Here is a 20835-nt window from a genome sequence, read left to right on the forward strand (position 1 = left end):
ACCGTGGGCAAGCCGGTACTGGAGACCGTTGTCATGTGCGGTGACCTGCGGTGATGAGGCGCGCAGAAGGGGCGCGGGGAACACCGCCCACCTCACTCGTACGGGTGAGCGCGTCCGTCGTTTGTCCGGGCGCCCGTGATCAACGATGATGATCACGCCGGGCACGCCAAGTTCAGGCGAACGGGCGGTGAACGGTGGCGGACGTGGATCCGATAGCCTCTGCCGTCGTGCCTGGCCCGGACTTGCCGACCGCGGCCCTTACAGGCAAGCCCTTCGCACGCATCCAGGGAGTGAGTTCCTCTGTCGACCGCCATTCTCACCGGCCCGCCCGCCGCGGGATCAGCGTCGCCGCTCGCGGACGACCTGCGGGCGCTGGGATTCCAGGTGGTCGAGGCGGACACGCCCGTCGCCGTCGCCGCGCGGCTCGCCCAGGTGCCCGCCGCCGACCGGGTCGCCGTCGTCGACCGCCGCTTCGTCGGCCACCGGCACGCGCTGCGCCTGGCCCTGACCGACCCGCGCTTCGACACCGCCGCGATTGCGGGCGCCGTGTCCGCGAAGGCCGCAGGCCGCCAGGCGCTCACCGCCGCCGTCACCGGGCTGACCGCGCAGGGCGGCGCCACCGTCCCGTCGCAGACCGCTCCCTCCGTACCGGCCTCGTCCGTATCGGCCCCCGGCGGCACCCTGCTGTCCGCCGCCGACGGCGACACCGCCCCCGCCGCCCGCGCGGCCACCTTGGCCGCCGTCGTCCCCGACGCGCTGGCTGCCGCCCTCGACGCGCAGGGCGCCGCCCCGCACCGCCCCGAGCTGGGCGTCCTCGTCGCGGCCGTCCCCGCCGACGCCGCCGAGCGTGCCGCGGCGGCCGAGGCCGTCGCCGCCGTGGACGAGGAGGCGGTACGGCTGCGCAGCGCGGTGAAGTCCCGCGACGGCTTCTTCACCACCCACTGCATCAGCCCGTACTCGCGCTACCTGGCCCGCTGGTGCGCCCGCCGCGGCCTCACCCCGAACCAGGTCACCACCGCGTCGCTGCTGGTCGCGCTGATCGCCGCGGGCTGCGCGGCCACCGGCACCCGGACCGGATACGTCGCGGCGGGCGTCCTGCTGCTCGCCTCGTTCGTCCTGGACTGCACCGACGGCCAGCTCGCCCGCTACTCCCTCCAGTACTCCACGCTCGGCGCCTGGCTCGACGCCACCTTCGACCGGGCCAAGGAGTACGCCTACTACGCGGGCCTCGCGCTCGGCGCCGCCCGCGGCGGCCACGACGTATGGGCGCTCGCGCTCGGCGCGATGGTCCTCCAGACCTGCCGCCATGTCGTCGACTTCGCCTTCAACGAGGCCAACCACGACGCCACCGCCAACACCAGCCCCACCGCCGCGCTGTCCGGCAGGCTCGACAGCGTCGGCTGGACGGTGTGGGTACGGCGGATGATCGTGCTGCCGATCGGCGAGCGCTGGGCGCTGATAGCCGTGCTCACCGCGGTCACCACCCCGCGCGTCACCTTCGTCGTCCTGCTGGTCGGCTGCGGCCTCGCCGCCTGCTACACCACCGCGGGCCGCGTCCTGCGCTCACTCACCCGCAAGGCCCAGCGCACCGACCGGGCCGCCCAGGCGCTCGCCGACCTCGCCGACAGCGGGCCGCTCGCCGAGGCCGGGGCCCGGATCCTGCGCCCGCTCGCCGGTCGTATGCCATCCTTCGCGGCGCCCGCGGTCGCCCTGCTCGGCGCCGCCGCGGTCACCGCCACCGCGGCGCTCTCCTCCCGGGGCAGCTGGTGGCCGCCGCTGGTGGCCGTGGTCTACGTCCTGACCTCGTCCTTCGCCGTCTCCCGGCCGCTCAAGGGGGCCCTGGACTGGCTGGTCCCGCCGATCTTCAGGGCCGGTGAGTACGGCACGGTGCTGGCCCTCGCGGCCGTCTCCGGGGTAAACGGGGCGTTGCCCGCTGCTTTCGGTCTGGTGGCCGCGGTCGCCTACCATCACTACGACACGGTGTACCGCATCCGCGGCGGCACCGGGGCGCCGCCGCGGGCCCTGGTACGGGCGGCCGGCGGACACGAGGGCCGCACCCTGGTGGTCGCCCTCCTGGCCGCCGTCGCACACCACACAGGCTTCACGGTCGCGCTGACGGTGCTCGCCGCGGCGCTCGCGCTGCTGGTCCTCACCGAGAGCGTCCGCTTCTGGGTGTCCGCAGGGGCTCCCGCTGTACACGACGAAACAGGAGAACCCGCATGATCGGCCTCGTGCTGGCGGCCGGCGCCGGAAGACGCCTGCGCCCCCACACCGACACCCTGCCCAAGGCACTGGTGCCGGTCGTCGGTCCCGAAGGGGCTGCGGACAGCCTGACCGTCCTGGACCTCACCCTGTCCAACTTCGCGGAGATCGGCCTGACCGAGGTCGCCGTCGTCGTCGGCTACCGCAAGGAAGCGGTCTACGCGCGCAAAACGGCGCTGGAGGAGAAGTACGGCCTCACCCTCACCCTGATCGACAACGACAAGGCCGAGGAGTGGAACAACGCCTACTCCCTGTGGTGCGCGCGCGACGTCCTCAGGCACGGGGTGATTCTGGCCAACGGCGACACCGTGCACCCGGTGTCGGTGGAGAAGACCCTGCTGGCCGCGCGCGGCGGCGGCAAGCGGATCGTGCTGGCCCTGGACACCGTCAAGCACCTCGCCGACGAGGAGATGAAGGTCGTCGCCGAGCCCGGCAGGGGAGTGCGGCGGATCACCAAGCTGATGGACCCGGCCGAGGCCACCGGTGAGTACATCGGCGTCACCCTCATCGAGGGCGAGGCGGCGGCCGAGCTGGCCGACGCGCTGAAGACCACCTTCGAGCGCGACCCCGACCTGTACTACGAGGACGGCTACCAGGAGCTGGTCAACCGCGGCTTCACCATCGACGTCGCCCCGATCGGTGACGTCGCCTGGGTCGAGATCGACAACAACGACGACCTCGCCAAGGGGCGGGTGATTGCGTGCCAGTACTGACCAGGCTCATCCCCTCCCCGGTCGTCGTCGACATCAGGGGCGGCGCGATCGCCGACCTGGCCGTACTCCTGGCCGATCAGCGGATCTCCACCTCCGGCAAGCTCGCCTTCGCCGTCAGCGAGGGCTCCGGGCTCAAGCTGCGCGACCGGCTGGCCCCCGAGCTGCCCGGCGCGGACTGGTACCCGGTGCACGGCGGCACCATCGACGCGGCCGTGAAGCTCGCCGACTCCATGCGCGGCAAGCGCTACGACGCGGTCATCGGCCTCGGCGGCGGCAAGATCATCGACGTCACCAAATACGCCGCCGCGCGGGTGGGCCTTCCCATGGTCGCGGTCGCCACCAACCTCTCGCACGACGGCCTGTGCTCACCGGTCGCCACCCTGGACAACGACAACGGGCGCGGCTCCTACGGTGTCCCGACGCCGATCGCGCTGGTCATCGACCTCGACGTGATCCGCGAGGCGCCCGCCCGCTACGTCAGGGCCGGCATCGGCGACGCGATCTCCAACCTCTCCGCGCTCGCGGACTGGGAGCTGTCCCACCGCGAGAACAGCGAGCCGATCGACGGCCTGGCCGCGGCGATGGCCAGGAGCGCCGGCGAGTCCGTGCTGCGGCACCCCGGCGGCATCGGCGACGACGACTTCCTGGTCACGCTCTCCGAGGGCCTGGTGCTGACCGGCATCGCCATGTCGATCAGCGGCGACACCCGCCCGTCGTCCGGCGCGTGCCACGAGATCAGCCACGCCTTCGACCTGCTCCACCCGCAGCGGGCCGCCGCCCACGGCGAGCAGGTCGGCATCGGCGCCGCCTTCGCGATGCACCTGCGCGGCGCGCGCGAGGAGTCGGGCCTCATCGCCGAGACCCTGCGCCGCCACGGACTGCCCGTTCTCCCCGAGGAGATCGGCTTCACGGAACCGGAGTTCGTCGAAGCGGTGCGCTACGCGCCGCAGACCCGCCCCGGCCGCTTCACGATCCTGGAACACCTGGACCTCTCCGCCACCGAGATCAGGGACGCATACGCCGACTATGTCAAAGCCATCAGTAGCTGAACTGCGCCCGGTCGTTCACCCCCCGGGGGTCAAGGACCGCCGCAGCGGCGAACACTGGGCCGGCCGGCTCTACATGCGTGAGCTGTCGCTGCGCATAGACCGGCACCTCGCGCCCACCCGCGTCACGCCCAACCAGTTGACGTACCTCATGACCGTCTTCGGCGTCCTCGCCGCCCCGGCGCTGCTGGTGCCCGGGATCGCGGGCGCCGTCCTCGGCGTGCTGATGGTGCAGCTCTACCTGCTGCTGGACTGCGTGGACGGGGAGATCGCCCGCTGGAAGCAGCAGTTCTCGCTGTCTGGCGTCTACCTCGACCGCGTCGGCGCCTACCTGTGCGACGCCGCCGTCTTGGTCGGCTTCGGGCTGCGCGCCGCCGACCTGTGGGGCAGCGGCCGGATCGACTGGCTGTGGGCGTTCCTCGGCACCCTCGCCGCGCTCGGCGCGGTGCTGATCAAGGCCGAGACCGACCTCGTCGGGGTCGCCCGGCACCAGGGCGGGCTCCCGCCGGTCAAGGAGGCGGCGTCCGAGCCGCGCTCCTCCGGAGTGGCGCTGGCCCGCAAGGCCGCCGCCGCGCTGAAGTGGCACCGCCTCGTGCTGGGCGTCGAGGCGTCCCTGCTCATCCTGCTGCTCGCGATCGTGGACCAGGCGCGCGGCGACCTGTTCTTCACCCGGCTCGGCGTCGCCGTGCTGGCGGGCATCGCGCTGCTCCAGACCCTGCTGCACCTGGTCTCCGTCCTCGCCTCCAGCAGGCTGAAGTGAGCACGCAGGGGACGCCGCTGCGCGTCGGCGCGGTCATCATCACCATGGGCAACCGCCCCGCGGAGCTGAACGACCTGCTGGACTCGGTCGCCAAGCAGCAGGGCCCGCCGGTGACGGTCGCCGTGGTCGGCAACGGGTCACCGCTGCCGCCGCTGCCCGCCGAGGTGCGCACCGCGGAGCTGCCCGAGAACCTGGGCATCCCCGGCGGGCGCAACGTCGGCATCGAGATGTTCGGCCCCGGCGCCGAGGAAGTGGACGTCGTCCTCTTCCTGGACGACGACGGGCTGCTGCCGGGCGACGACACCGCGGAGCTGGTCAGGCGGGCCTTCGAGGCCGACCCCGAGCTGGGAATCATCAGCTTCCGGATCGCCGACCCCGAGACCGGGCAGACGCAGCGCAGGCACGTCCCCCGGCTGCGCGCCGCCGACCCGATGCGGGACTCGCGGGTCACCACCTTCCTGGGCGGCGCGTGCGCCGTGCGCAGCCGCGTCATCCAGCAGGTCGGTCCGCTGCCCGCCGAATTCTTCTACGCGCACGAGGAGACAGATCTGGCCTGGCGCGCTCTTGACGCGGGTTGGCTGATCGACTATCGGCATGACATGGTGCTGTTCCACCCGGCGACCTCGCCCGCCCGGCACGCGGTGTACCACCGGTTGGTGGCCCGTAACCGGGTGTGGCTGGCCCGGCGTAATCTGCCCTGGCCGCTGGTCCCGGCGTACCTCGGCGTCTGGTTCGCGCTGACGCTGGTGCGCCGGCCGTCCGGGCCGGCGCTGCGAGCGTGGCTCGGCGGATTCCGTGAGGGATGGACAACTCCCTGCGGTCAACGGCGGCCGATGCGCTGGCGGACCGTCTGGAGGTTGACCCGGCTAGGCCGACCCCCGATCATCTGACAAGCTCGGACCTGAGAGCATCAGGCGCAGCCCGGGATTCCCCTGCCCCGGCGCGCACCTTGAGGACGAAAGTGTCAACTGTGAGCGAGACAACGCACAATGGTGCGGTCGCCGTCGGTGTCCCCCCGGCACCCACGGCCGATGACGGCCTCAGCCCCGCCCAGGTAGCGGCCAAGTACGGCTTGTCCGTCAGTGGCGCCCGGCCTGGCCTGGTGGAGTACACGCGGCAGCTCTGGGGCCGTCGACATTTCATCAACGAGTTCGCCAAGGCGCGCACCCAGGCGCAGTACACCCAGGCCCGCCTCGGCCAGCTCTGGCAGGTGATGACGCCCCTGCTGAACGCGGCGGTGTACTACCTGATCTTCGGTCTGCTGATCGGCACCAGCAAAGGCATCGACAACTTCATCGCCTTCCTGGTCACCGGCATCTTCATCTTCACCTTCACGCAGTCCTCGGTACTCAGCGGCGTGCGCGCGGTGTCCGGCAACCTCGGTCTGATCAGGGCGCTGCACTTCCCGCGCGCCTCGATGCCGATCGCCTTCACGCTGATGCAGCTCCAGCAGCTCATCATGTCGATGTTCGTCCTGCTGGCGATCGTGCTGATGACCGGTGAGGTGCCGAACGCCTCCTGGCTGCTGATGTTCCCCGCGCTGATCACGCAGTGGGTCTTCAACACCGGCCTGGCGCTGATCGTGGCGCGGCTGGGCAGCAAGATGACGGACCTGGCGCAGCTCATGCCGTTCATCCTGCGCACCTGGATGTACATGTCCGGCGTCATGTACAGCATCGAGAAGCTGACCAGCGACGCGCCGCACTTCGTACGCATCCTGCTCGACATCAACCCGGCCGCGGTCTACATCGATCTGATGCGCTTCGCGCTCATCGACAGCGTGACCTCCTCCCAGTTGCCGCCGCACGTGTGGGCGTCCGCGGTCGGCTGGGCCGTGCTGGTGGGCGTCGGCGGCTACGTCTACTTCTGGAAGGCGGAGGAGCAATATGGCCGTGGCTGAGCAGCAGAGCGTCGAGAGGGCACAGCAGCCCTCCGACAGCCGCGTTCCCACCGTGATAGTGGACGACGTGCACATCGTCTACACGGTGCACGGCGCGGGCACCGGCAAGGGCAGCGCGACCGCCGCCCTGGGCCGGCTGATCTCCCGCAAGGGCTCGCCGAACGTCCGCCGGGTGCACGCGGTCAAGGGCGTCAGCTTCACCTCGTACCGCGGTGAGGCGATCGGCATCATCGGTTCCAACGGCTCCGGCAAGTCGACGATCCTGCGCGCCATCGCGGGTCTGCTGCCGCCGGAGCGCGGGAAGATCTACACCGACGGCCAGCCGTCGCTGCTGGGCGTCAACGCGGCGCTGATGAACGACCTCACGGGTGAGCGCAACGTCATCCTGGGCGGTCTGGCCATGGGCATGACGCAGGACGAGGTGCGCCGCCGCTACCAGGGGATCGTCGACTTCTCGGGCATCAACGAGAAGGGCGACTTCATCTCGCTGCCGATGCGGACGTACTCCTCCGGCATGGCGGCGCGCCTGCGGTTCTCGATCGCGGCGGCCAAGAACCACGACGTGCTGATGATCGACGAGGCGCTGGCCACCGGCGACCGCGCGTTCCAGCGCCGGTCAGAGGCCCGGATCAGGGAACTGCGCAAGGAAGCGGGCACGGTCTTCCTCGTCAGCCACAACAACAACTCTATCCGCGACACGTGCGACCGCGTGGTGTGGCTGGAGAAGGGCGAGCTGTTGATGGACGGTCTGACCGATGACGTGCTCAAGGCGTACGAGGAGCACACCGGCAAGTAGCGTTCCCTGCCTGCTCGCAGGCGTACGAGGTCCCCGTCGGACGATCCGGCGGGGACCTTGTATGTCAATCCCACCACGTGTCACGCCCCCGGCGTACGCCGCAGCATCACCGGTCGTAAGCTGTACCGGTGCTGGGAGCCTGGAGATGATCGAAACCGCTGACCGACACCCGGGTGCGACACCCGGTGCGGCGTGTCCGAAATGGGAAGTATCTGCTGGGCGGTGTAGAACGGGGGGTGTGGCGGCCATGATGATCGGGACCATCCTGCTCCGGGGCACGCTCGCCGCCTGTGTGCCGGGAAGAGCATGGTGACCGGGGACGCCGAGTCCCGGGCCGTCCTGGACAAGGCCGCGCGCGAGAACTTCCCCGTGGCACCGGTGTTCCTGCCGCGTGCCTGGCGCCGGGACCTGATGGCGGTGTACGGATTCGCCCGGCTGGTGGACGACATCGGCGACGGCGACCTGGCGGGGGGCGGCCGGGAGGACGCGCTGCGACTCGGACTGTCCGCCGACTCCGCCGACGACCGGCTCGCGATGCTGGACGCCTTCGAGGCCGACCTCAACCGCGTGTTCGACGGCACTCCCCGGCACCCGCTGCTGCTCGCGCTCCAGCCCACCGTCCGCCGCCACGACCTCAGCCCCGAGCCCTTCCTCGGTCTGATCGCCGCCAACCGGCAGGACCAGCAGGTGCGGCGGTACGCGACCTACGACGACCTGCTGGCGTACTGCGAATTGTCCGCCAATCCGGTCGGCCGGCTGGTGCTGTCCATCACCGGCACCTCGACGCCCGAGCGCGTCCGGCGCTCGGACGCGGTCTGCACCGCGCTCCAGATCGTGGAGCATCTCCAGGACGTGGCCGAGGACCTCGGCCGCGACCGGATCTATCTGCCCGCCGAGGACATGAAGCGTTTCTCGGTCGAGGAGGCCGATCTCGCCGCCGCGACGGCCGGCGCACAGGTGCGCGCCCTGGTCGCGCACGAGGCGGAACGCGCCGGATACTTGTTGGATGAAGGTACCCCCCTGGTGGGCAGCGTCCGTGGCAGGCTCAGGCTGCTGCTCGCCGGATTCGTCGGCGGCGGCCGTGCCGCGCTGAAGGCGGTCGAAGCGGCGGGGTACGACGTACTGGCGGTATCGCCGAAAGCCACCAAGCCCAGCCTGCTGCGCGAGGTGGGGTCGACATTGCGAAGAGAGGGGTGAGCCGGACCGTGAACGGTTCCGCCCACACGTCCGGTCCCGTGCTCGCGGCCTACCGCTACTGCGAGGCTGTGACCGGCCACGAGGCCCGCAACTTCGCGTACGGCATCCGCCTGCTGCCCGCCCCCAAACGGCAGGCGATGTCCGCGCTGTACGCGTTCTCCCGCCGGGTCGACGACATCGGCGACGGTGAACTGCCGCCGCGGGAGAAGGCCGAGCGGCTCGACGGCACCCGCGCGCTGCTCACCCGCGTCCGCGCGGGAGAGGTCGCGGAGGACGACACCGACCCGGTCGCGGTCGCGCTCGCCGACTCCGCGCGCCGCTTCCCGCTGCCGCTCGAAGGGCTCGACGAACTCATCGACGGCGTCCTGATGGACGTCCGCGGCGAGACGTACGAGACCTGGGACGACCTCGCCGTGTACTGCCGTTGCGTGGCCGGCGCGATCGGACGGCTCTCGCTTGGCGTGTTCGGCACCGCGAATGGGCACGATCATGCGCGTGCCGCAGAATATGCCGACACGCTCGGCCTCGCCCTACAACTCACCAACATCCTCCGGGACGTCCGCGAGGACGCCGCGAACGGACGGACGTACCTGCCCGCCGAGGATCTCGCCAAGTTCGGCTGCGCGGCCGGTTTCCACAGCGATACCGCGCCGCCCGGCTCCGACTTCCCCGGCCTGGTGGAATTCGAAGTACGGCGCGCCCGCACCCTGTTCGCCACCGGATACCGGCTGCTCCCGATGCTCGACCGGCGCAGCGGCGCCTGCGTCTCGGCCATGGCCGGGATCTACCGCAGGCTGCTCGACCGGATCGCCGCCGACCCCGAGGCCGTCCTGCGCGGCCGGGTGTCACTGCCCGGACGGCAGAAGGCGTACGTCGCCGTCCGCGGCCTCGCGGGGCTCGACGCCCGCCGTACCGCCCGCTCCCCACGAGGTGACGCGTGAGACCGTCCCGCGACGGCGCGGGTCCGCGCGCACGGCACGGGGCACGGTACGCGCACGACGAGGCAACCACCGGGACACGTACGGCGTCACTGCCAGCAACGGTTCGCCGTGCTGGACACGGCGGGGCCGAAGGGGGGAGGACGCATGACCGCGCATGAGCGGATCACCACCGACGGCGGCGGCATGCGCACCGCCGTCGTGGTCGGCGGCGGACTCGCCGGTACGACGGCCGCGCTCGCGCTGGCCGACGCCGGGGTGCGCGTCACCCTCGCCGAGGCCAGACCCCGGCTCGGCGGCCTCGCCTTCTCCTTCAAGCGCGGCGAGTTGACCGTCGACAACGGCCAGCACGTCTTTCTGCGCTGCTGCGACGCCTACCAGTGGTTCATCGACCGGATCGCGGCCCGCGACCTGGTGACCCTTCAGGACCGGCTGGACGTACCGGTGCTGGAGGCCGACACGCTCCGGCTGGGGCGGCTGTCCAGGACCGCGCTGCCGGTGCCCCTGCACCTGGCCGCGAGCCTGCTCCGCTACCCGCATCTGAGTCCGCGTGAGCGGGCCTCGGTGGGCCGCGCCGCGCTCGCGCTGGGCCGCCTCGACCTGGACGACCCGGCCCTGGACCGTACGGACTTCGCGAGCTGGCTCAGTGCGCGCGGGCAGTCGGCGCGCACCATCGAGGCGCTGTGGGACCTGGTCGGTGTGGCCACGCTCAACGCGCGGTCGGCCGACGCCTCGTTGGGCCTGGCCGCGAAGGTCTTCAAGACCGGACTGCTCTCCGACCCGGGGGCCGCCGACATCGGCTGGGCCTCGGCGCCGCTGGGCGACCTGCACGACGGCCGGGCCCGCGCCGCGCTGGACACCGCGGGCGTACGCACCATGCTGCGCTCCCGTACCACCGGCATCAAAGAGGCGGCGGACGGCGGCTGGCACGTCTCGATCGAGACCGGACCGGGACGCGGCGAGCAACTCGACGCGGACATCGTGGTGTTGGCGGTCCCGCAGCGCGAGGCGCACGGCCTGCTGCCCGCCGGATCGCTCGAAGATCCGGAAAAGCTCTTGCGCATCGGTACCGCTCCGATCCTCAATATGCATGTGATCTACAACAGACAGGTGCTCCGACAGCCGTTCTTCGCGGCACTCGGCAGCCCCGTCCAGTGGGTCTTCGACCGCACCGTCAGTTCCGGGCTCACCGGCGGCGGTCAGTACGTGGCCGTGTCCCAGTCGGCGGTGGAGGACGAGATCGACCTCCCCGTGGCCGAGTTGCGCGCCCGCTACCTGCCCGAGCTGGAACGGCTGCTGCCCGCGGCCCGCGGCGCGGGCGTCCGCGACTTCTTCGTCACCCGGGAACGCACCGCGACCTTCGCGCCCACTCCGGGTGTCGGGAGCTTGCGGCCCGGTCCGGTGACCCGCGCCCCCGGCCTCTACCTGGCCGGGTCGTGGACCGCCACCGGCTGGCCCGCGACCATGGAGAGCGCGGTGCGCAGCGGCCTGCACGCCTCCCGAGAAGCGTTGTCCGCGCTCGGGATGCCATTCGACAACGGCGTCCTGGAGGCGGCATGAGTGCTATTGGTGCAACCAGAGGAGAGAACGTGACCGCCACCGGCGTCATCGAACTGCTGGAAAACGGCCGCATCCTGACCACACCCGTACTGCGCGCGGCCGTGGCCCGCCTCGCACCCCCGATGGACACCGTCGCCGCCTACCACTTCGGCTGGATCGACGAGGCGGGCCGCCCCGCGGACGGCGACGGTGGCAAGGCCGTACGCCCGGCGCTGGCCCTGCTGTCCGCGGAGGCCGCGGGCGCCTCGGCCGAGACGGGCGTACCCGGCGCCGTCGCCGTGGAGCTGGTGCACAACTTCTCGCTGCTGCACGACGACCTGATGGACGGCGACGAGCAGCGGCGGCACCGCGACACGGTGTGGAAGGTGCACGGTCCCGCCCAGGCGATCCTGGTCGGCGACGCGCTCTTCGCACTCGCCAACGAGCTGCTGCTGGAACAGGGCACGGTCGACGCCGGCCGGGCCACCCGCCGGCTGACCACCGCCACCCGCAAACTGATCGACGGTCAGGCGCAGGACATCTCCTTCGAGCACCGCGAGCGGGTCACCGTCCAGGAGTGCCTGGAGATGGAGGGCAACAAGACCGGCGCGCTGCTGGCCTGCGCGTCCTCCATCGGCGCGGTGCTCGGCGGGGCCTCGGAGTCCGACGCCGACGCGCTGGAGGAGTACGGCTACCACCTGGGGCTCGCCTTCCAGGCGGTGGACGACCTGCTGGGCATCTGGGGCGACCCCGCGGCCACCGGCAAGCAGACCTGGAGCGACCTGCGGCAGCGCAAGAAGTCGCTTCCCGTGGTCGCCGCGCTCGCCGCGGGAGGGTCCGCGTCGGAGCGCCTGGGTGAACTGCTCGCGGCGGACGCGAAGAATCCTGAAACCGGTGCCTTCAGCGAGGAAGAGTTCGCTATGCGCGCGGCGTTGATCGAAGAGGCCGGTGGACGTGAGTGGACCTCCCAGGAGGCCAGGAGGCAGTACGCGACCGCCATCGCCGCGCTGGACAAAATGGACATGCCGGAACAAATTCAACGTAAGCTCGTTGGTCTCGCGGATTTTGTGGTGGTCCGCGAGAAATAAAGAGAACGACAGAACGAAACGTGGAGCGCTAACGTCGCCGGTCCCTCTTATGTGACGGCCGACGGCCGCCCCAACACCGCAGATAGTCTCAACTGCAAAGGGGAAGCCATGACAGCGACGACCGATGGCAGTCCAGGGACGCCAACCCACCGGACACCTTCGGCCAGCAGCACCTCGGAGCCGGACCCTGTTCCAGCCGACGGCACCGAGGCGGCGGCGCAGCGTGCCGTGCAGCGCGCCGCAGACCACCTTCTGGCACGGCAGCACCCCGACGGATGGTGGAAGGGCGACCTCGAAACGAACGTGACGATGGACGCCGAGGATCTGTTGCTCCGACAGTTCCTGGGTATCCAGGACGAGCAGACCACCGCGGCCTCCGCCCGGTGGATCCGCTCGCAGCAGCGTGAGGACGGCGCCTGGCCCACCTTTCACGGCGGGCCGGGCGACGTGTCGGCCACCATCGAGGCGTATGTCGCGCTGCGACTCGCCGGGGACTCCCCGGACGAGGCGCACATGGCACTCGCCGCCAAGTGGTCGCGCGGCGAAGGGGGAGTGGCGGCCAGCCGGGTCTTCACCCGCATCTGGCTGGCCCTGTTCGGCTGGTGGAGCTGGGACGACCTCCCGGAACTGCCGCCCGAGATCATCTACCTGCCCAAGTGGATGCCGCTGAACATCTACTCGTTCGGCTGCTGGGCGCGGCAGACCATCGTGCCGCTCACCGTCGTCGGAGCCCACCGCCCGGTCCGCCCGGCGCCGTTCGGCATCGACGAGCTGCACATCAACCCCAAACAGCCCAACCCCAAGCGGCGCAGAGCCTCCATCAGGACCTGGGACGGCGTCTTCGAGCGGCTCGACCAGGTGCTGCACGTCTACCGCCGCTTCAGCCCGCGCATGGTGCGGCGCAGCGCCATGCACGCCTGTGCCCGCTGGATCATCGAGCGTCAGGAGGCCGACGGCTGCTGGGGAGGAATCCAGCCACCCGCCGTCTACTCCGTGATCGCCCTGCACCTGCTGGGCTACGAGCTCGACCACCCGGTGGTCAAGGCCGGTCTCGACTCGCTGGATCGTTTCGCCGTATGGCCGGAAGAGGGCGTCCGGATGATCGAGGCGTGCCAGTCCCCGGTCTGGGACACCTGCCTCGCCGCCATCGCGCTCGCCGACGCGGGCGTCCCCGCGGACGACCCGGCGCTGGTCAAGTCGGCCGAATGGATGCTCGGCGAGCAGATCACCCGGCCGGGTGACTGGTCCGTGCAGCGGCCCCAGCTCGCCCCGGGCGGCTGGGCGTTCGAATTCCACAACGACATCTACCCCGACATCGACGACACCGCCGAGGTCGTCCTCGCCCTGCGCAGGATCGACCACCCGGACCGGGCGCGCGTCGACTCCGCGGTGGAGAAGGCCGTGCGCTGGAACGTCGGGATGCAGTCGCGGAACGGCGCGTGGGGCGCCTTCGACGCCGACAACACCAGCCGGTTCCCGAACCGGCTGCCCTTCTGCGACTTCGGCGAGGTCATCGACCCGCCGTCGGCCGACGTCACGGCGCACGTGGTGGAGATGCTCGCCGCGCTCGGTCTCGAGCACGACGAGCACGCCCGCCGCGGCATCGAGTGGCTGCTGGCGGAACAGGAGGACAACGGCGCCTGGTTCGGCCGTTGGGGGGTCAATTACATCTACGGCACGGGGTCCGCCGTCCCCGCGCTGGCCTCGGCCGGTCTGCCGTCGAGCCACCCGGCGATCCGCAAGGCGGTGAGCTGGCTGGAATCGGTGCAGAACAACGACGGTGGCTGGGGCGAGGACCTGCGCTCCTACTCCGACCGGGAATGGGTGGGCCGCGGTGCCTCCACCGCCTCGCAGACCGCGTGGGCCCTGATGGCGCTGCTGGCGGCGGGCGAACGGGACGGTGACGCGGTCGCGCGCGGGGTGCGCTGGCTGACCGACACTCAGCTCCCCGACGGGTCGTGGGACGAGCCGTACTTCACCGGTACGGGCTTCCCCCGCGACTTCTCGATCAACTACCACCTCTACCGCATGGTCTTCCCGCTGACCGCCCTCGGGCGATACGTACGCGACGAGCCGTTCGGTACCGCGGGTGCCCCGGCCGTCACCGCCGGAACCGCCGCTGGAAAGGGGGCCTAGTTCGTGGGCCATACAGGACCGCCGCTGCTGGTGGTGTGCGCCCTGCGCATCGAGAAGGTCGCGCTGCGCAGGGGAGCGGCCCGGAACGCCGCCGAAAGGGTCACCGTGCTCAGGACCGGCATGGGACCCACGGCCGCCGACCGGGTGGTCCGTGAGGCCCTGCACCAACCGGAGTTGCGCGGCTCGGCCGTCCTCACCACGGGCTTCTGTGCCGGGCTCGCGCCCGGCATGCGCCCCGGTGACGTCGTGGTCGCCGAGGACGGCCACGAGAGCGAGGCGCTCGCCGCCGCGCTCAAGGCGGCCGGTCACACCGTGCACACCGGCCCCCTCGCAGAATCCGACCATGTCGTGCGGGGCGCCGAGCGCACCGCACTGGCGGCGACCGGTGCCATCGCCGTGGACATGGAATCGGCCGCGATGCGACGCGCCGCGCTCGCCGAAGGCGCGCGCCACATCGCGGCGGCCCGAGTCGTCGTCGACACGCCCGAGTTCGAACTCGTACGTGTCGGAACGCTTCGCACCGGGATCATCGCATTCCGGGTGCTCAGAGATCTTGTTCCTGCCTTTCTTGATTGGCACCGCACTACCGTGCTCCCCTGGAGGTGAGCTAGATGGCTATGCCGCTCCGTCAGACCATCCGTGTCGCGTCGTACCTCTTCGAACAGAAAATGGTCAGGCGCCGCGAAAAGTTCCCGCTCATCGTCGAGCTCGAACCGCTCTTCGCCTGCAACCTCAAATGTGAGGGCTGCGGCAAGATCCAGCACCCCGCCAACGTGCTGAAGCAGCGCATGCCGGTGGCCCAGGCCGTCGGCGCGGTGCTGGAGTCGGGCGCGCCGATGGTGTCCATCGCGGGTGGTGAGCCGCTGATGCACCCCCAGATCGACGAGATCGTCCGGCAACTCGTCGCGAAGAAGAAGTACGTCTTCCTCTGCACCAATGCCCTTCTGCTGCGCAAGAAAATCGAGAAGTTCACACCTTCTCCTTACTTTGCCTTTACCGTTCACATTGACGGTATGCGCGAGCGGCACGACGAGTCCGTGGCCAAGGAAGGCACCTTCGACGAGGCCGTGGCCGCGATCAAGGAAGCCCAGCGCCGCGGTTTCCGGGTCACCACGAACTCGACTTTCTTCAACACCGACACGCCGCAGACGATCATCGAGGTGATGAACTACCTCAATGACGATCTGAAGGTCGAGGAGATGATGCTGTCTCCCGCGTACGCCTACGAGAAGGCGCCCGACCAGGACCACTTCCTGGGCGTGACGCAGACCCGTGAGCTGTTCAAGAAGGCGTTCGACGACGGCAACCGGCGCAAGTGGCGGCTCAACCACAGCCCGCTCTTCCTGGACTTCCTGGAGGGCAAGGCGGACTTCCCCTGCACCGCGTGGGCGATCCCCAACTACTCGCTCTTCGGCTGGCAGCGCCCCTGCTACCTGATGGCCGACGGGTACGTGGCCACGTACCAGAAGCTCCTGGACGAGACGGACTGGGACAAGTACGGCCGGGGCAAGGACGACCGGTGCGACAACTGCATGGCGCACTGCGGTTACGAGCCCACGGCCGTCATGGCCACCATGGGCTCCCTGAAGGAGTCCATCCGCGCCGCCCGTGAGACGGTCGCCTCCAACAGGGCGAAGTGACCTGACGATGACAGCAGTCGAGCCGGTCGCGCTCGGCCTGCCCTCCCTGCCGGCCCGGCCTCTGGCGACGCGTCGTGTTTCGCGTCGTATCCAGGTCGGGTCGGTCCCGGTGGGCGGGGACGCGCCTGTTTCCGTCCAGTCGATGACGACGACCCGTACCTCTGACATCGGTGCCACTCTTCAGCAGATCGCGGAGCTGACGGCTTCGGGCTGTCAGATCGTGCGGGTGGCGTGTCCGACGCAGGATGACGCCGACGCGTTGGCGACGATCGCGAAGAAGTCGCAGATTCCGGTGATCGCGGACATTCATTTTCAGCCGAAGTACGTGTTCGCGGCGATCGATGCCGGGTGTGCGGCGGTTCGGGTGAATCCGGGGAACATCAAGCAGTTCGACGACAAGGTGAAGGAGATCGCGCGGGCGGCTTCGGACGCGGGGACGCCGATCCGGATCGGTGTGAACGCGGGGTCGCTGGACGCGCGGCTGCTGAAGAAGTACGGGAAGGCGACGCCTGAGGCGCTGGTGGAGTCCGCGCTGTGGGAGGCGTCGCTGTTCGAGGAGCACGGTTTCCGGGACATCAAGATCTCGGTGAAGCACAACGACCCGGTGGTGATGGTCAACGCCTACCGGCTGCTGGCCGCGCAGTCGGACTACCCCCTCCACCTGGGTGTGACGGAGGCGGGTCCGGCGTTCCAGGGGACGATCAAGTCCGCTGTGGCGTTCGGCGCTCTGCTGTCGGAGGGTATCGGGGACACGATCCGGGTGTCGCTGTCGGCTCCTCCGGCGGAGGAGGTCAAGGTCGGTATCCAGATTCTGGAGTCGTTGAATCTGCGGCAGCGGCGGCTGGAGATCGTGTCGTGTCCGTCGTGCGGGCGTGCGCAGGTGGATGTGTACAAGCTCGCTGATCAGGTGTCGGCGGGTCTTGACGGTATGGAGGTCCCGCTGCGGGTCGCGGTGATGGGCTGTGTCGTCAACGGTCCGGGTGAGGCCCGTGAGGCTGATCTGGGTGTGGCGTCGGGCAACGGGAAGGGTCAGATCTTCGTCAAGGGTGAGGTCATCAAGACCGTGCCGGAGTCGAAGATCGTCGAGACGCTGATCGAAGAGGCGATGAAACTCGCCGAGCAGATGGAGGCCGACGGCACCACGTCGGGTGAACCCTCCGTGACCGTCGGCGGCCAAGCCGTCGCGGGAACGGTCGGCTGAACATAGCAATCCCGGCAGGGGGAACGAGGTCCACTTATGTCGATGCTGGAGAACATCCGAAGCCCGCGCGACCTGAAGGCACTGCCCGAAGGCCGGCTCGACGAACTGGCCGCCGACATCCGGCAGTTCCTGGTCCAGGCCGTGGCCAGGACCGGCGGCCACCTGGGACCGAATCTGGGGGTGGTGGAGCTGACGATCGCGCTCCACCGCGTCTTCGACTCGCCCGCCGACCGGATCCTGTGGGACACCGGCCACCAGTCCTACGTCCACAAACTGCTCACCGGCCGCCAGGACTTCTCCAAACTGCGCAGCAAGGGCGGCCTGTCCGGCTACCCCTGCCGCGCCGAGTCCGAGCACGACGTGATCGAGAACAGCCACGCCTCCACCGTCCTCGGCTGGGCCGACGGCCTCGCCAAGGCCAACCAGGTCAAGGGCGGCGACGACCATGTGGTCGCCGTCATCGGCGACGGCGCGCTCACCGGCGGCATGGCCTGGGAGGCGCTGAACAACATCGCCGCGGGCCGGGACCGCCCGCTGATCATCGTCGTCAACGACAACGAGCGGTCGTACGCCCCGACCATCGGCGGTCTGGCCAACCACCTCACCACGCTGCGCACCACCGACGGCTACGAACGCTTCCTGTCCTGGGGCAAGAGCGTCCTCCAGCAGACCCCGGTCATCGGGCAGCCGCTCTACGAGTCGCTGCACGGCGCGAAGAAGGGCTTCAAGGACTCCTTCGCCCCGCAGGGCATGTTCGAGGACCTGGGCCTGAAGTACGTCGGCCCGATCGACGGCCACGACATCGCCGCCGTCGAGACCGCGCTGCGCCGCGCCAAGCGGTTCAGCGGCCCGGTGCTGGTGCACTGCCTCACCGAGAAGGGCCGCGGCTACCCGGCCGCCGAGCAGGACGAGGCGGACCGCTTCCACACCGTCGGCGCGATCAACCCGCTCACCGGCCGCCCGCTCGCCCCGGTCGGCGGCCCGTCGTGGACCTCCGTCTTCGGCAAGGAGATGGTCCGGGTCGGCGCCGAGCGGCCCGGCGTCGTGGCGATCACCGCGGCCATGCTGCAACCGGTCGGACTCGAAGCCTTCGCGAAGGCGTACCCGCACCGGGTCTACGACGTCGGCATCGCCGAACAGCACGCCGCGACCTCGGCCGCGGGCCTGGCCACCGGCGGACTGCACCCGGTGGTCGCGGTCTACGCGACCTTCCTCAACCGCGCCTTCGACCAGGTCCTGATGGACGTGGCGCTGCACAAGTGCGGAGTCACCTTCGTCCTCGACCGGGCCGGGGTGACCGGGGTCGACGGCGCCTCGCACAACGGCATGTGGGACATGTCGATCCTCCAGGTCGTGCCGGGGCTGCGGATCGCCGCGCCGCGCGACGCCGACCAACTGCGGGCCCAACTGCGCGAAGCCCTCGACGTGGACGACGCGCCCACCGTGATCCGCTTCCCGAAGGAGACCGTCGGCGAGCCGCTGCCCGCCGTCGACCGGGTCGGCGGCATGGACGTGCTGCACCGGCCGTCCGAGGGCGAGACGTCCGATGTGCTGCTGGTCTCGGTCGGCGCGCTCGGCGCCACCTGCCTGTCGGTCGCGGAACTGCTGGCCGGCCGAGGTATCGGCGTCACCGTCGTCGACCCGCGCTGGGTCAAGCCGGTCGACCCGGCGCTGCCCGAACTGGCCGCGCGCCACCGCATGGTGGCCGTCGTGGAGGACAACGGCCGCGCGGGCGGCGTCGGTTCGACCGTCGCGCAGGCGCTGCGCGACGCGGGCGTGGACGTGCCGCTGCGCGACTTCGGCATCCCGCAGCAGTTCCTCGCGCACGCCAAGCGCGCCGAGGTGCTGGCCGACATCGGACTGACCCCCGCCGAGATCGCGGGCCGGATCGGCGCGGCCCTGACCCGTATCGACACCCGTACCGACACCCGGAACGGCGGCGCGCGTACCGTGACGGTCGGGGAACCGGCCGGGGCCGCGGACGACACCGCGCGGGAGGCCGTACCCATTCACGTACGCAAGGAGCAGGTGAGCGATGACATCGTCTGAGAGCAGCGTGGGCGAAGGGCCCGCCCCGCAGGCCGGCGGCGGCGAAGTGCCCGGCCCGGCCAAGGGGTTCGACCTGGCGACGCTGCTCGCCGAGCGCGGCGGCGAGCGCTACGACCTGCACGCCAAGCACCTGAACCACCAGCTTCCGCGGATGCTGCACACCATCGGCTTCGACAAGGTCTACGAGCGGGCCGAGGGCGCGCATTTCTGGGACGCCGACGGCAACGACTACCTGGACATGCTCGCCGGATTCGGCGTGATGGGCGTCGGCCGCCACCACCCGGTGGTCCGCAAGGCGCTGCACGACGTGCTCGACGCGGGGCTCGCGGACCTGACCCGCTTCGACTGCCAGCCGCTGCCCGGCCTGCTCGCCGAGAAGCTGCTCGCCCACTCGCCGCACCTGGACCGGGTGTTCTTCGGCAACAGCGGCACCGAGGCCGTCGAGACCGCGCTGAAATTCGCCCGGTACGCCACCGGCAAGACGCGCGTCCTGTACTGCAAGCACTCCTTCCACGGGCTGACCACCGGGTCGCTGTCCGTCAACGGCGAGGCCGGATTCCAGGACGGCTTCGCACCGCTGCTGCCCGACACCCCGATCGAGGTGGGCGATCTCGAAGCGCTCGCACGGGAGTTGAAGCGCGGCGACGTGGCCGCGATGATCATCGAGCCGATCCAGGGCCACGGCGTCTACATCCCGCCGCCCGGATACCTGCGCGCCGCCCAGGAGTTGCTGCACAAGCACAAGGCGCTGCTCATCTGCGACGAGGTGCAGACCGGCATCGGCCGCACCGGCACCTTCTACGCCTACCAGCAGGAGGAGGGCGTCGAGCCCGACCTGCTGACCGTCGCCAAGACGCTCTCCGGTGGATACGTGCCGGTCGGCGCCACGCTGGGCAAGGACTGGATCTTCAAGAAGGTCTACTCCTCCATGGACCGGGTGCTGGTGCACTCCGCCAGCTTCGGGTCCAACGCCCAGGCGATGGCGGCGGGACTGGCCACGCTGTCGGTGGTGGAGGACGAGCGGCTGGTCGAGAACTCCCGGCTGATGGGCGACCTGCTGCGCACCCGGCTGGCCGCGCTCACCGACCAGTACGAGTTCCTGAAGGACGTCCGCGGTCGCGGCCTGATGGTCGGCATCGAATTCGGCCGCCCCAAGTCGCTCGGCCTGCGCAGCCGTTGGACGATGCTCCAGGCCGCCCGCAAGGGTCTCTTCGCGCAGATGGTCGTGGTGCCGCTGCTCCAGCGGCACCACATCCTCACCCAGGTCTCCGGCGACCACGTCGAGGTCATCAAGCTGATCCCGCCGCTGGTCGTGAACGAGGCGGACGTCGACCGCTTCGTGACGGCCTTCACCGCCGTCATGGACGACGCGCACGGCGGGGGCGGCCTGATGTGGGACTTCGGCCGCACGCTGGTCAAGCAGGCGGTCGCCAACCGCTGAGGGCGCACCGCCGGGACACGGACGGGGGGGGGGGGGGGGGGGGGGGGGGGGGGGGGGGGGGGGGGGGGGGGGGGGGGGGGTCGCCGTACGGCGGCGGCCCTTCTTCTTCTCTGCGCTCGCCCCATCCCT

The 20835-nt window shown here is 70.5% G+C and carries 17 protein-coding genes; all 17 read left to right on the forward strand.

Going from position 1 to position 20835, the window contains the following annotated elements:
* The first annotated feature begins 300 nt into the window (after window positions 1–300).
* The gene (locus ACZ4EF_RS10970) at window positions 301–2223 is read left to right on the forward strand and encodes a DUF5941 domain-containing protein (RefSeq protein ID WP_467503979.1); all 1923 of its coding nucleotides are present in this window, start codon (window positions 301–303) and stop codon (window positions 2221–2223) included.
* On the forward strand, window positions 2220–2975 hold the full coding sequence (locus ACZ4EF_RS10975) for a phosphocholine cytidylyltransferase family protein (protein ID WP_355339445.1): 756 nt from the start codon (window positions 2220–2222) through the stop codon (window positions 2973–2975). The genes ACZ4EF_RS10970 and ACZ4EF_RS10975 overlap by 4 nt, the downstream gene beginning before the upstream one ends.
* Window positions 2963–4024 (forward strand): iron-containing alcohol dehydrogenase family protein, encoded by a 1062-nt coding sequence (locus ACZ4EF_RS10980; protein ID WP_355339448.1) that lies wholly within the window; start codon window positions 2963–2965, stop codon window positions 4022–4024. Before ACZ4EF_RS10975 ends, ACZ4EF_RS10980 begins: the two co-directional genes overlap by 13 nt.
* The gene (locus ACZ4EF_RS10985; RefSeq protein ID WP_188282694.1) at window positions 4002–4781 is read left to right on the forward strand and encodes a CDP-alcohol phosphatidyltransferase family protein; all 780 of its coding nucleotides are present in this window, start codon (window positions 4002–4004) and stop codon (window positions 4779–4781) included. The genes ACZ4EF_RS10980 and ACZ4EF_RS10985 overlap by 23 nt, the downstream gene beginning before the upstream one ends.
* 44 nt (window positions 4782–4825) lie before the next feature.
* Window positions 4826–5671 (forward strand): glycosyltransferase family 2 protein, encoded by an 846-nt coding sequence (locus tag ACZ4EF_RS10990; RefSeq protein WP_355339541.1) that lies wholly within the window; start codon window positions 4826–4828, stop codon window positions 5669–5671.
* Between the two features lie 80 nt (window positions 5672–5751).
* On the forward strand, window positions 5752–6681 hold the full coding sequence (locus ACZ4EF_RS10995; protein ID WP_355339451.1) for an ABC transporter permease: 930 nt from the start codon (window positions 5752–5754) through the stop codon (window positions 6679–6681).
* Complete coding sequence (locus tag ACZ4EF_RS11000) at window positions 6668–7477, forward strand: ABC transporter ATP-binding protein (RefSeq protein WP_355339454.1); 810 nt, start codon at window positions 6668–6670, stop codon at window positions 7475–7477. The genes ACZ4EF_RS10995 and ACZ4EF_RS11000 overlap by 14 nt, the downstream gene beginning before the upstream one ends.
* 306 nt (window positions 7478–7783) lie before the next feature.
* Window positions 7784–8674, forward strand: coding sequence for a squalene synthase HpnC (gene hpnC / locus ACZ4EF_RS11005; protein WP_391119327.1), 891 nt, complete (start codon window positions 7784–7786; stop codon window positions 8672–8674).
* Window positions 8671–9615 carry a presqualene diphosphate synthase HpnD gene (gene hpnD / locus ACZ4EF_RS11010; protein ID WP_467503957.1) on the forward strand — a complete coding sequence of 315 codons (945 nt, stop codon included), beginning with the start codon at window positions 8671–8673 and terminating at the stop codon, window positions 9613–9615. The genes hpnC and hpnD overlap by 4 nt, the downstream gene beginning before the upstream one ends.
* Window positions 9616–9759: 144 nt before the next feature.
* Window positions 9760–11172, forward strand: coding sequence for a hydroxysqualene dehydroxylase HpnE (gene hpnE / locus ACZ4EF_RS11015; protein WP_391051414.1), 1413 nt, complete (start codon window positions 9760–9762; stop codon window positions 11170–11172).
* Window positions 11169–12239 carry a polyprenyl synthetase family protein gene (locus tag ACZ4EF_RS11020; protein ID WP_188282688.1) on the forward strand — a complete coding sequence of 357 codons (1071 nt, stop codon included), beginning with the start codon at window positions 11169–11171 and terminating at the stop codon, window positions 12237–12239. The genes hpnE and ACZ4EF_RS11020 overlap by 4 nt, the downstream gene beginning before the upstream one ends.
* Before the next feature lie 108 nt (window positions 12240–12347).
* Complete coding sequence (gene shc, locus ACZ4EF_RS11025) at window positions 12348–14375, forward strand: squalene--hopene cyclase (protein WP_391051416.1); 2028 nt, start codon at window positions 12348–12350, stop codon at window positions 14373–14375.
* Between the two features lie 3 nt (window positions 14376–14378).
* Window positions 14379–14981 (forward strand): phosphorylase family protein, encoded by a 603-nt coding sequence (locus ACZ4EF_RS11030; protein WP_355339469.1) that lies wholly within the window; start codon window positions 14379–14381, stop codon window positions 14979–14981.
* Between the two features lie 5 nt (window positions 14982–14986).
* Window positions 14987–16015, forward strand: a complete 1029-nt coding sequence (gene hpnH, locus ACZ4EF_RS11035) for an adenosyl-hopene transferase HpnH (protein WP_355339472.1) — start codon at window positions 14987–14989, stop codon at window positions 16013–16015.
* Between the two features lie 7 nt (window positions 16016–16022).
* Window positions 16023–17216, forward strand: a complete 1194-nt coding sequence (gene ispG / locus ACZ4EF_RS11040) for a flavodoxin-dependent (E)-4-hydroxy-3-methylbut-2-enyl-diphosphate synthase (RefSeq protein ID WP_401311344.1) — start codon at window positions 16023–16025, stop codon at window positions 17214–17216.
* Between the two features lie 36 nt (window positions 17217–17252).
* On the forward strand, window positions 17253–19265 hold the full coding sequence (gene dxs / locus ACZ4EF_RS11045) for a 1-deoxy-D-xylulose-5-phosphate synthase (protein ID WP_467503960.1): 2013 nt from the start codon (window positions 17253–17255) through the stop codon (window positions 19263–19265).
* On the forward strand, window positions 19252–20706 hold the full coding sequence (locus tag ACZ4EF_RS11050) for an aspartate aminotransferase family protein (RefSeq protein WP_355342852.1): 1455 nt from the start codon (window positions 19252–19254) through the stop codon (window positions 20704–20706). Before dxs ends, ACZ4EF_RS11050 begins: the two co-directional genes overlap by 14 nt.
* Window positions 20707–20835: the final 129 nt, after the last annotated feature.

Source organism: Streptomyces sp. NPDC025721 (assembly GCF_055558595.1).

Excerpts from the sequence above, each read along its gene's own strand:
- ACZ4EF_RS10975 (WP_355339445.1), top strand. The coding sequence starts at position 2,220 with ATGATCGGCCTCGTGCTGGCGGCCGGCGCCGGAAGACGCCTGCGCCCC.
- ACZ4EF_RS10985 (WP_188282694.1), top strand. The coding sequence starts at position 4,002 with ATGTCAAAGCCATCAGTAGCTGAACTGCGCCCGGTCGTTCACCCCCCG.
- ACZ4EF_RS10990 (WP_355339541.1), top strand. The coding sequence starts at position 4,826 with ATGGGCAACCGCCCCGCGGAGCTGAACGACCTGCTGGACTCGGTCGCC.
- ACZ4EF_RS11000 (WP_355339454.1), top strand. The coding sequence starts at position 6,668 with ATGGCCGTGGCTGAGCAGCAGAGCGTCGAGAGGGCACAGCAGCCCTCC.
- hpnC (WP_391119327.1), top strand. The coding sequence starts at position 7,784 with ATGGTGACCGGGGACGCCGAGTCCCGGGCCGTCCTGGACAAGGCCGCG.
- hpnE (WP_391051414.1), top strand. The coding sequence starts at position 9,760 with ATGACCGCGCATGAGCGGATCACCACCGACGGCGGCGGCATGCGCACC.
- ACZ4EF_RS11020 (WP_188282688.1), top strand. The coding sequence starts at position 11,169 with ATGAGTGCTATTGGTGCAACCAGAGGAGAGAACGTGACCGCCACCGGC.
- shc (WP_391051416.1), top strand. The coding sequence starts at position 12,348 with ATGACAGCGACGACCGATGGCAGTCCAGGGACGCCAACCCACCGGACA.
- hpnH (WP_355339472.1), top strand. The coding sequence starts at position 14,987 with ATGGCTATGCCGCTCCGTCAGACCATCCGTGTCGCGTCGTACCTCTTC.
- ispG (WP_401311344.1), top strand. The coding sequence starts at position 16,023 with ATGACAGCAGTCGAGCCGGTCGCGCTCGGCCTGCCCTCCCTGCCGGCC.
- dxs (WP_467503960.1), top strand. The coding sequence starts at position 17,253 with ATGTCGATGCTGGAGAACATCCGAAGCCCGCGCGACCTGAAGGCACTG.
- ACZ4EF_RS11050 (WP_355342852.1), top strand. The coding sequence starts at position 19,252 with ATGACATCGTCTGAGAGCAGCGTGGGCGAAGGGCCCGCCCCGCAGGCC.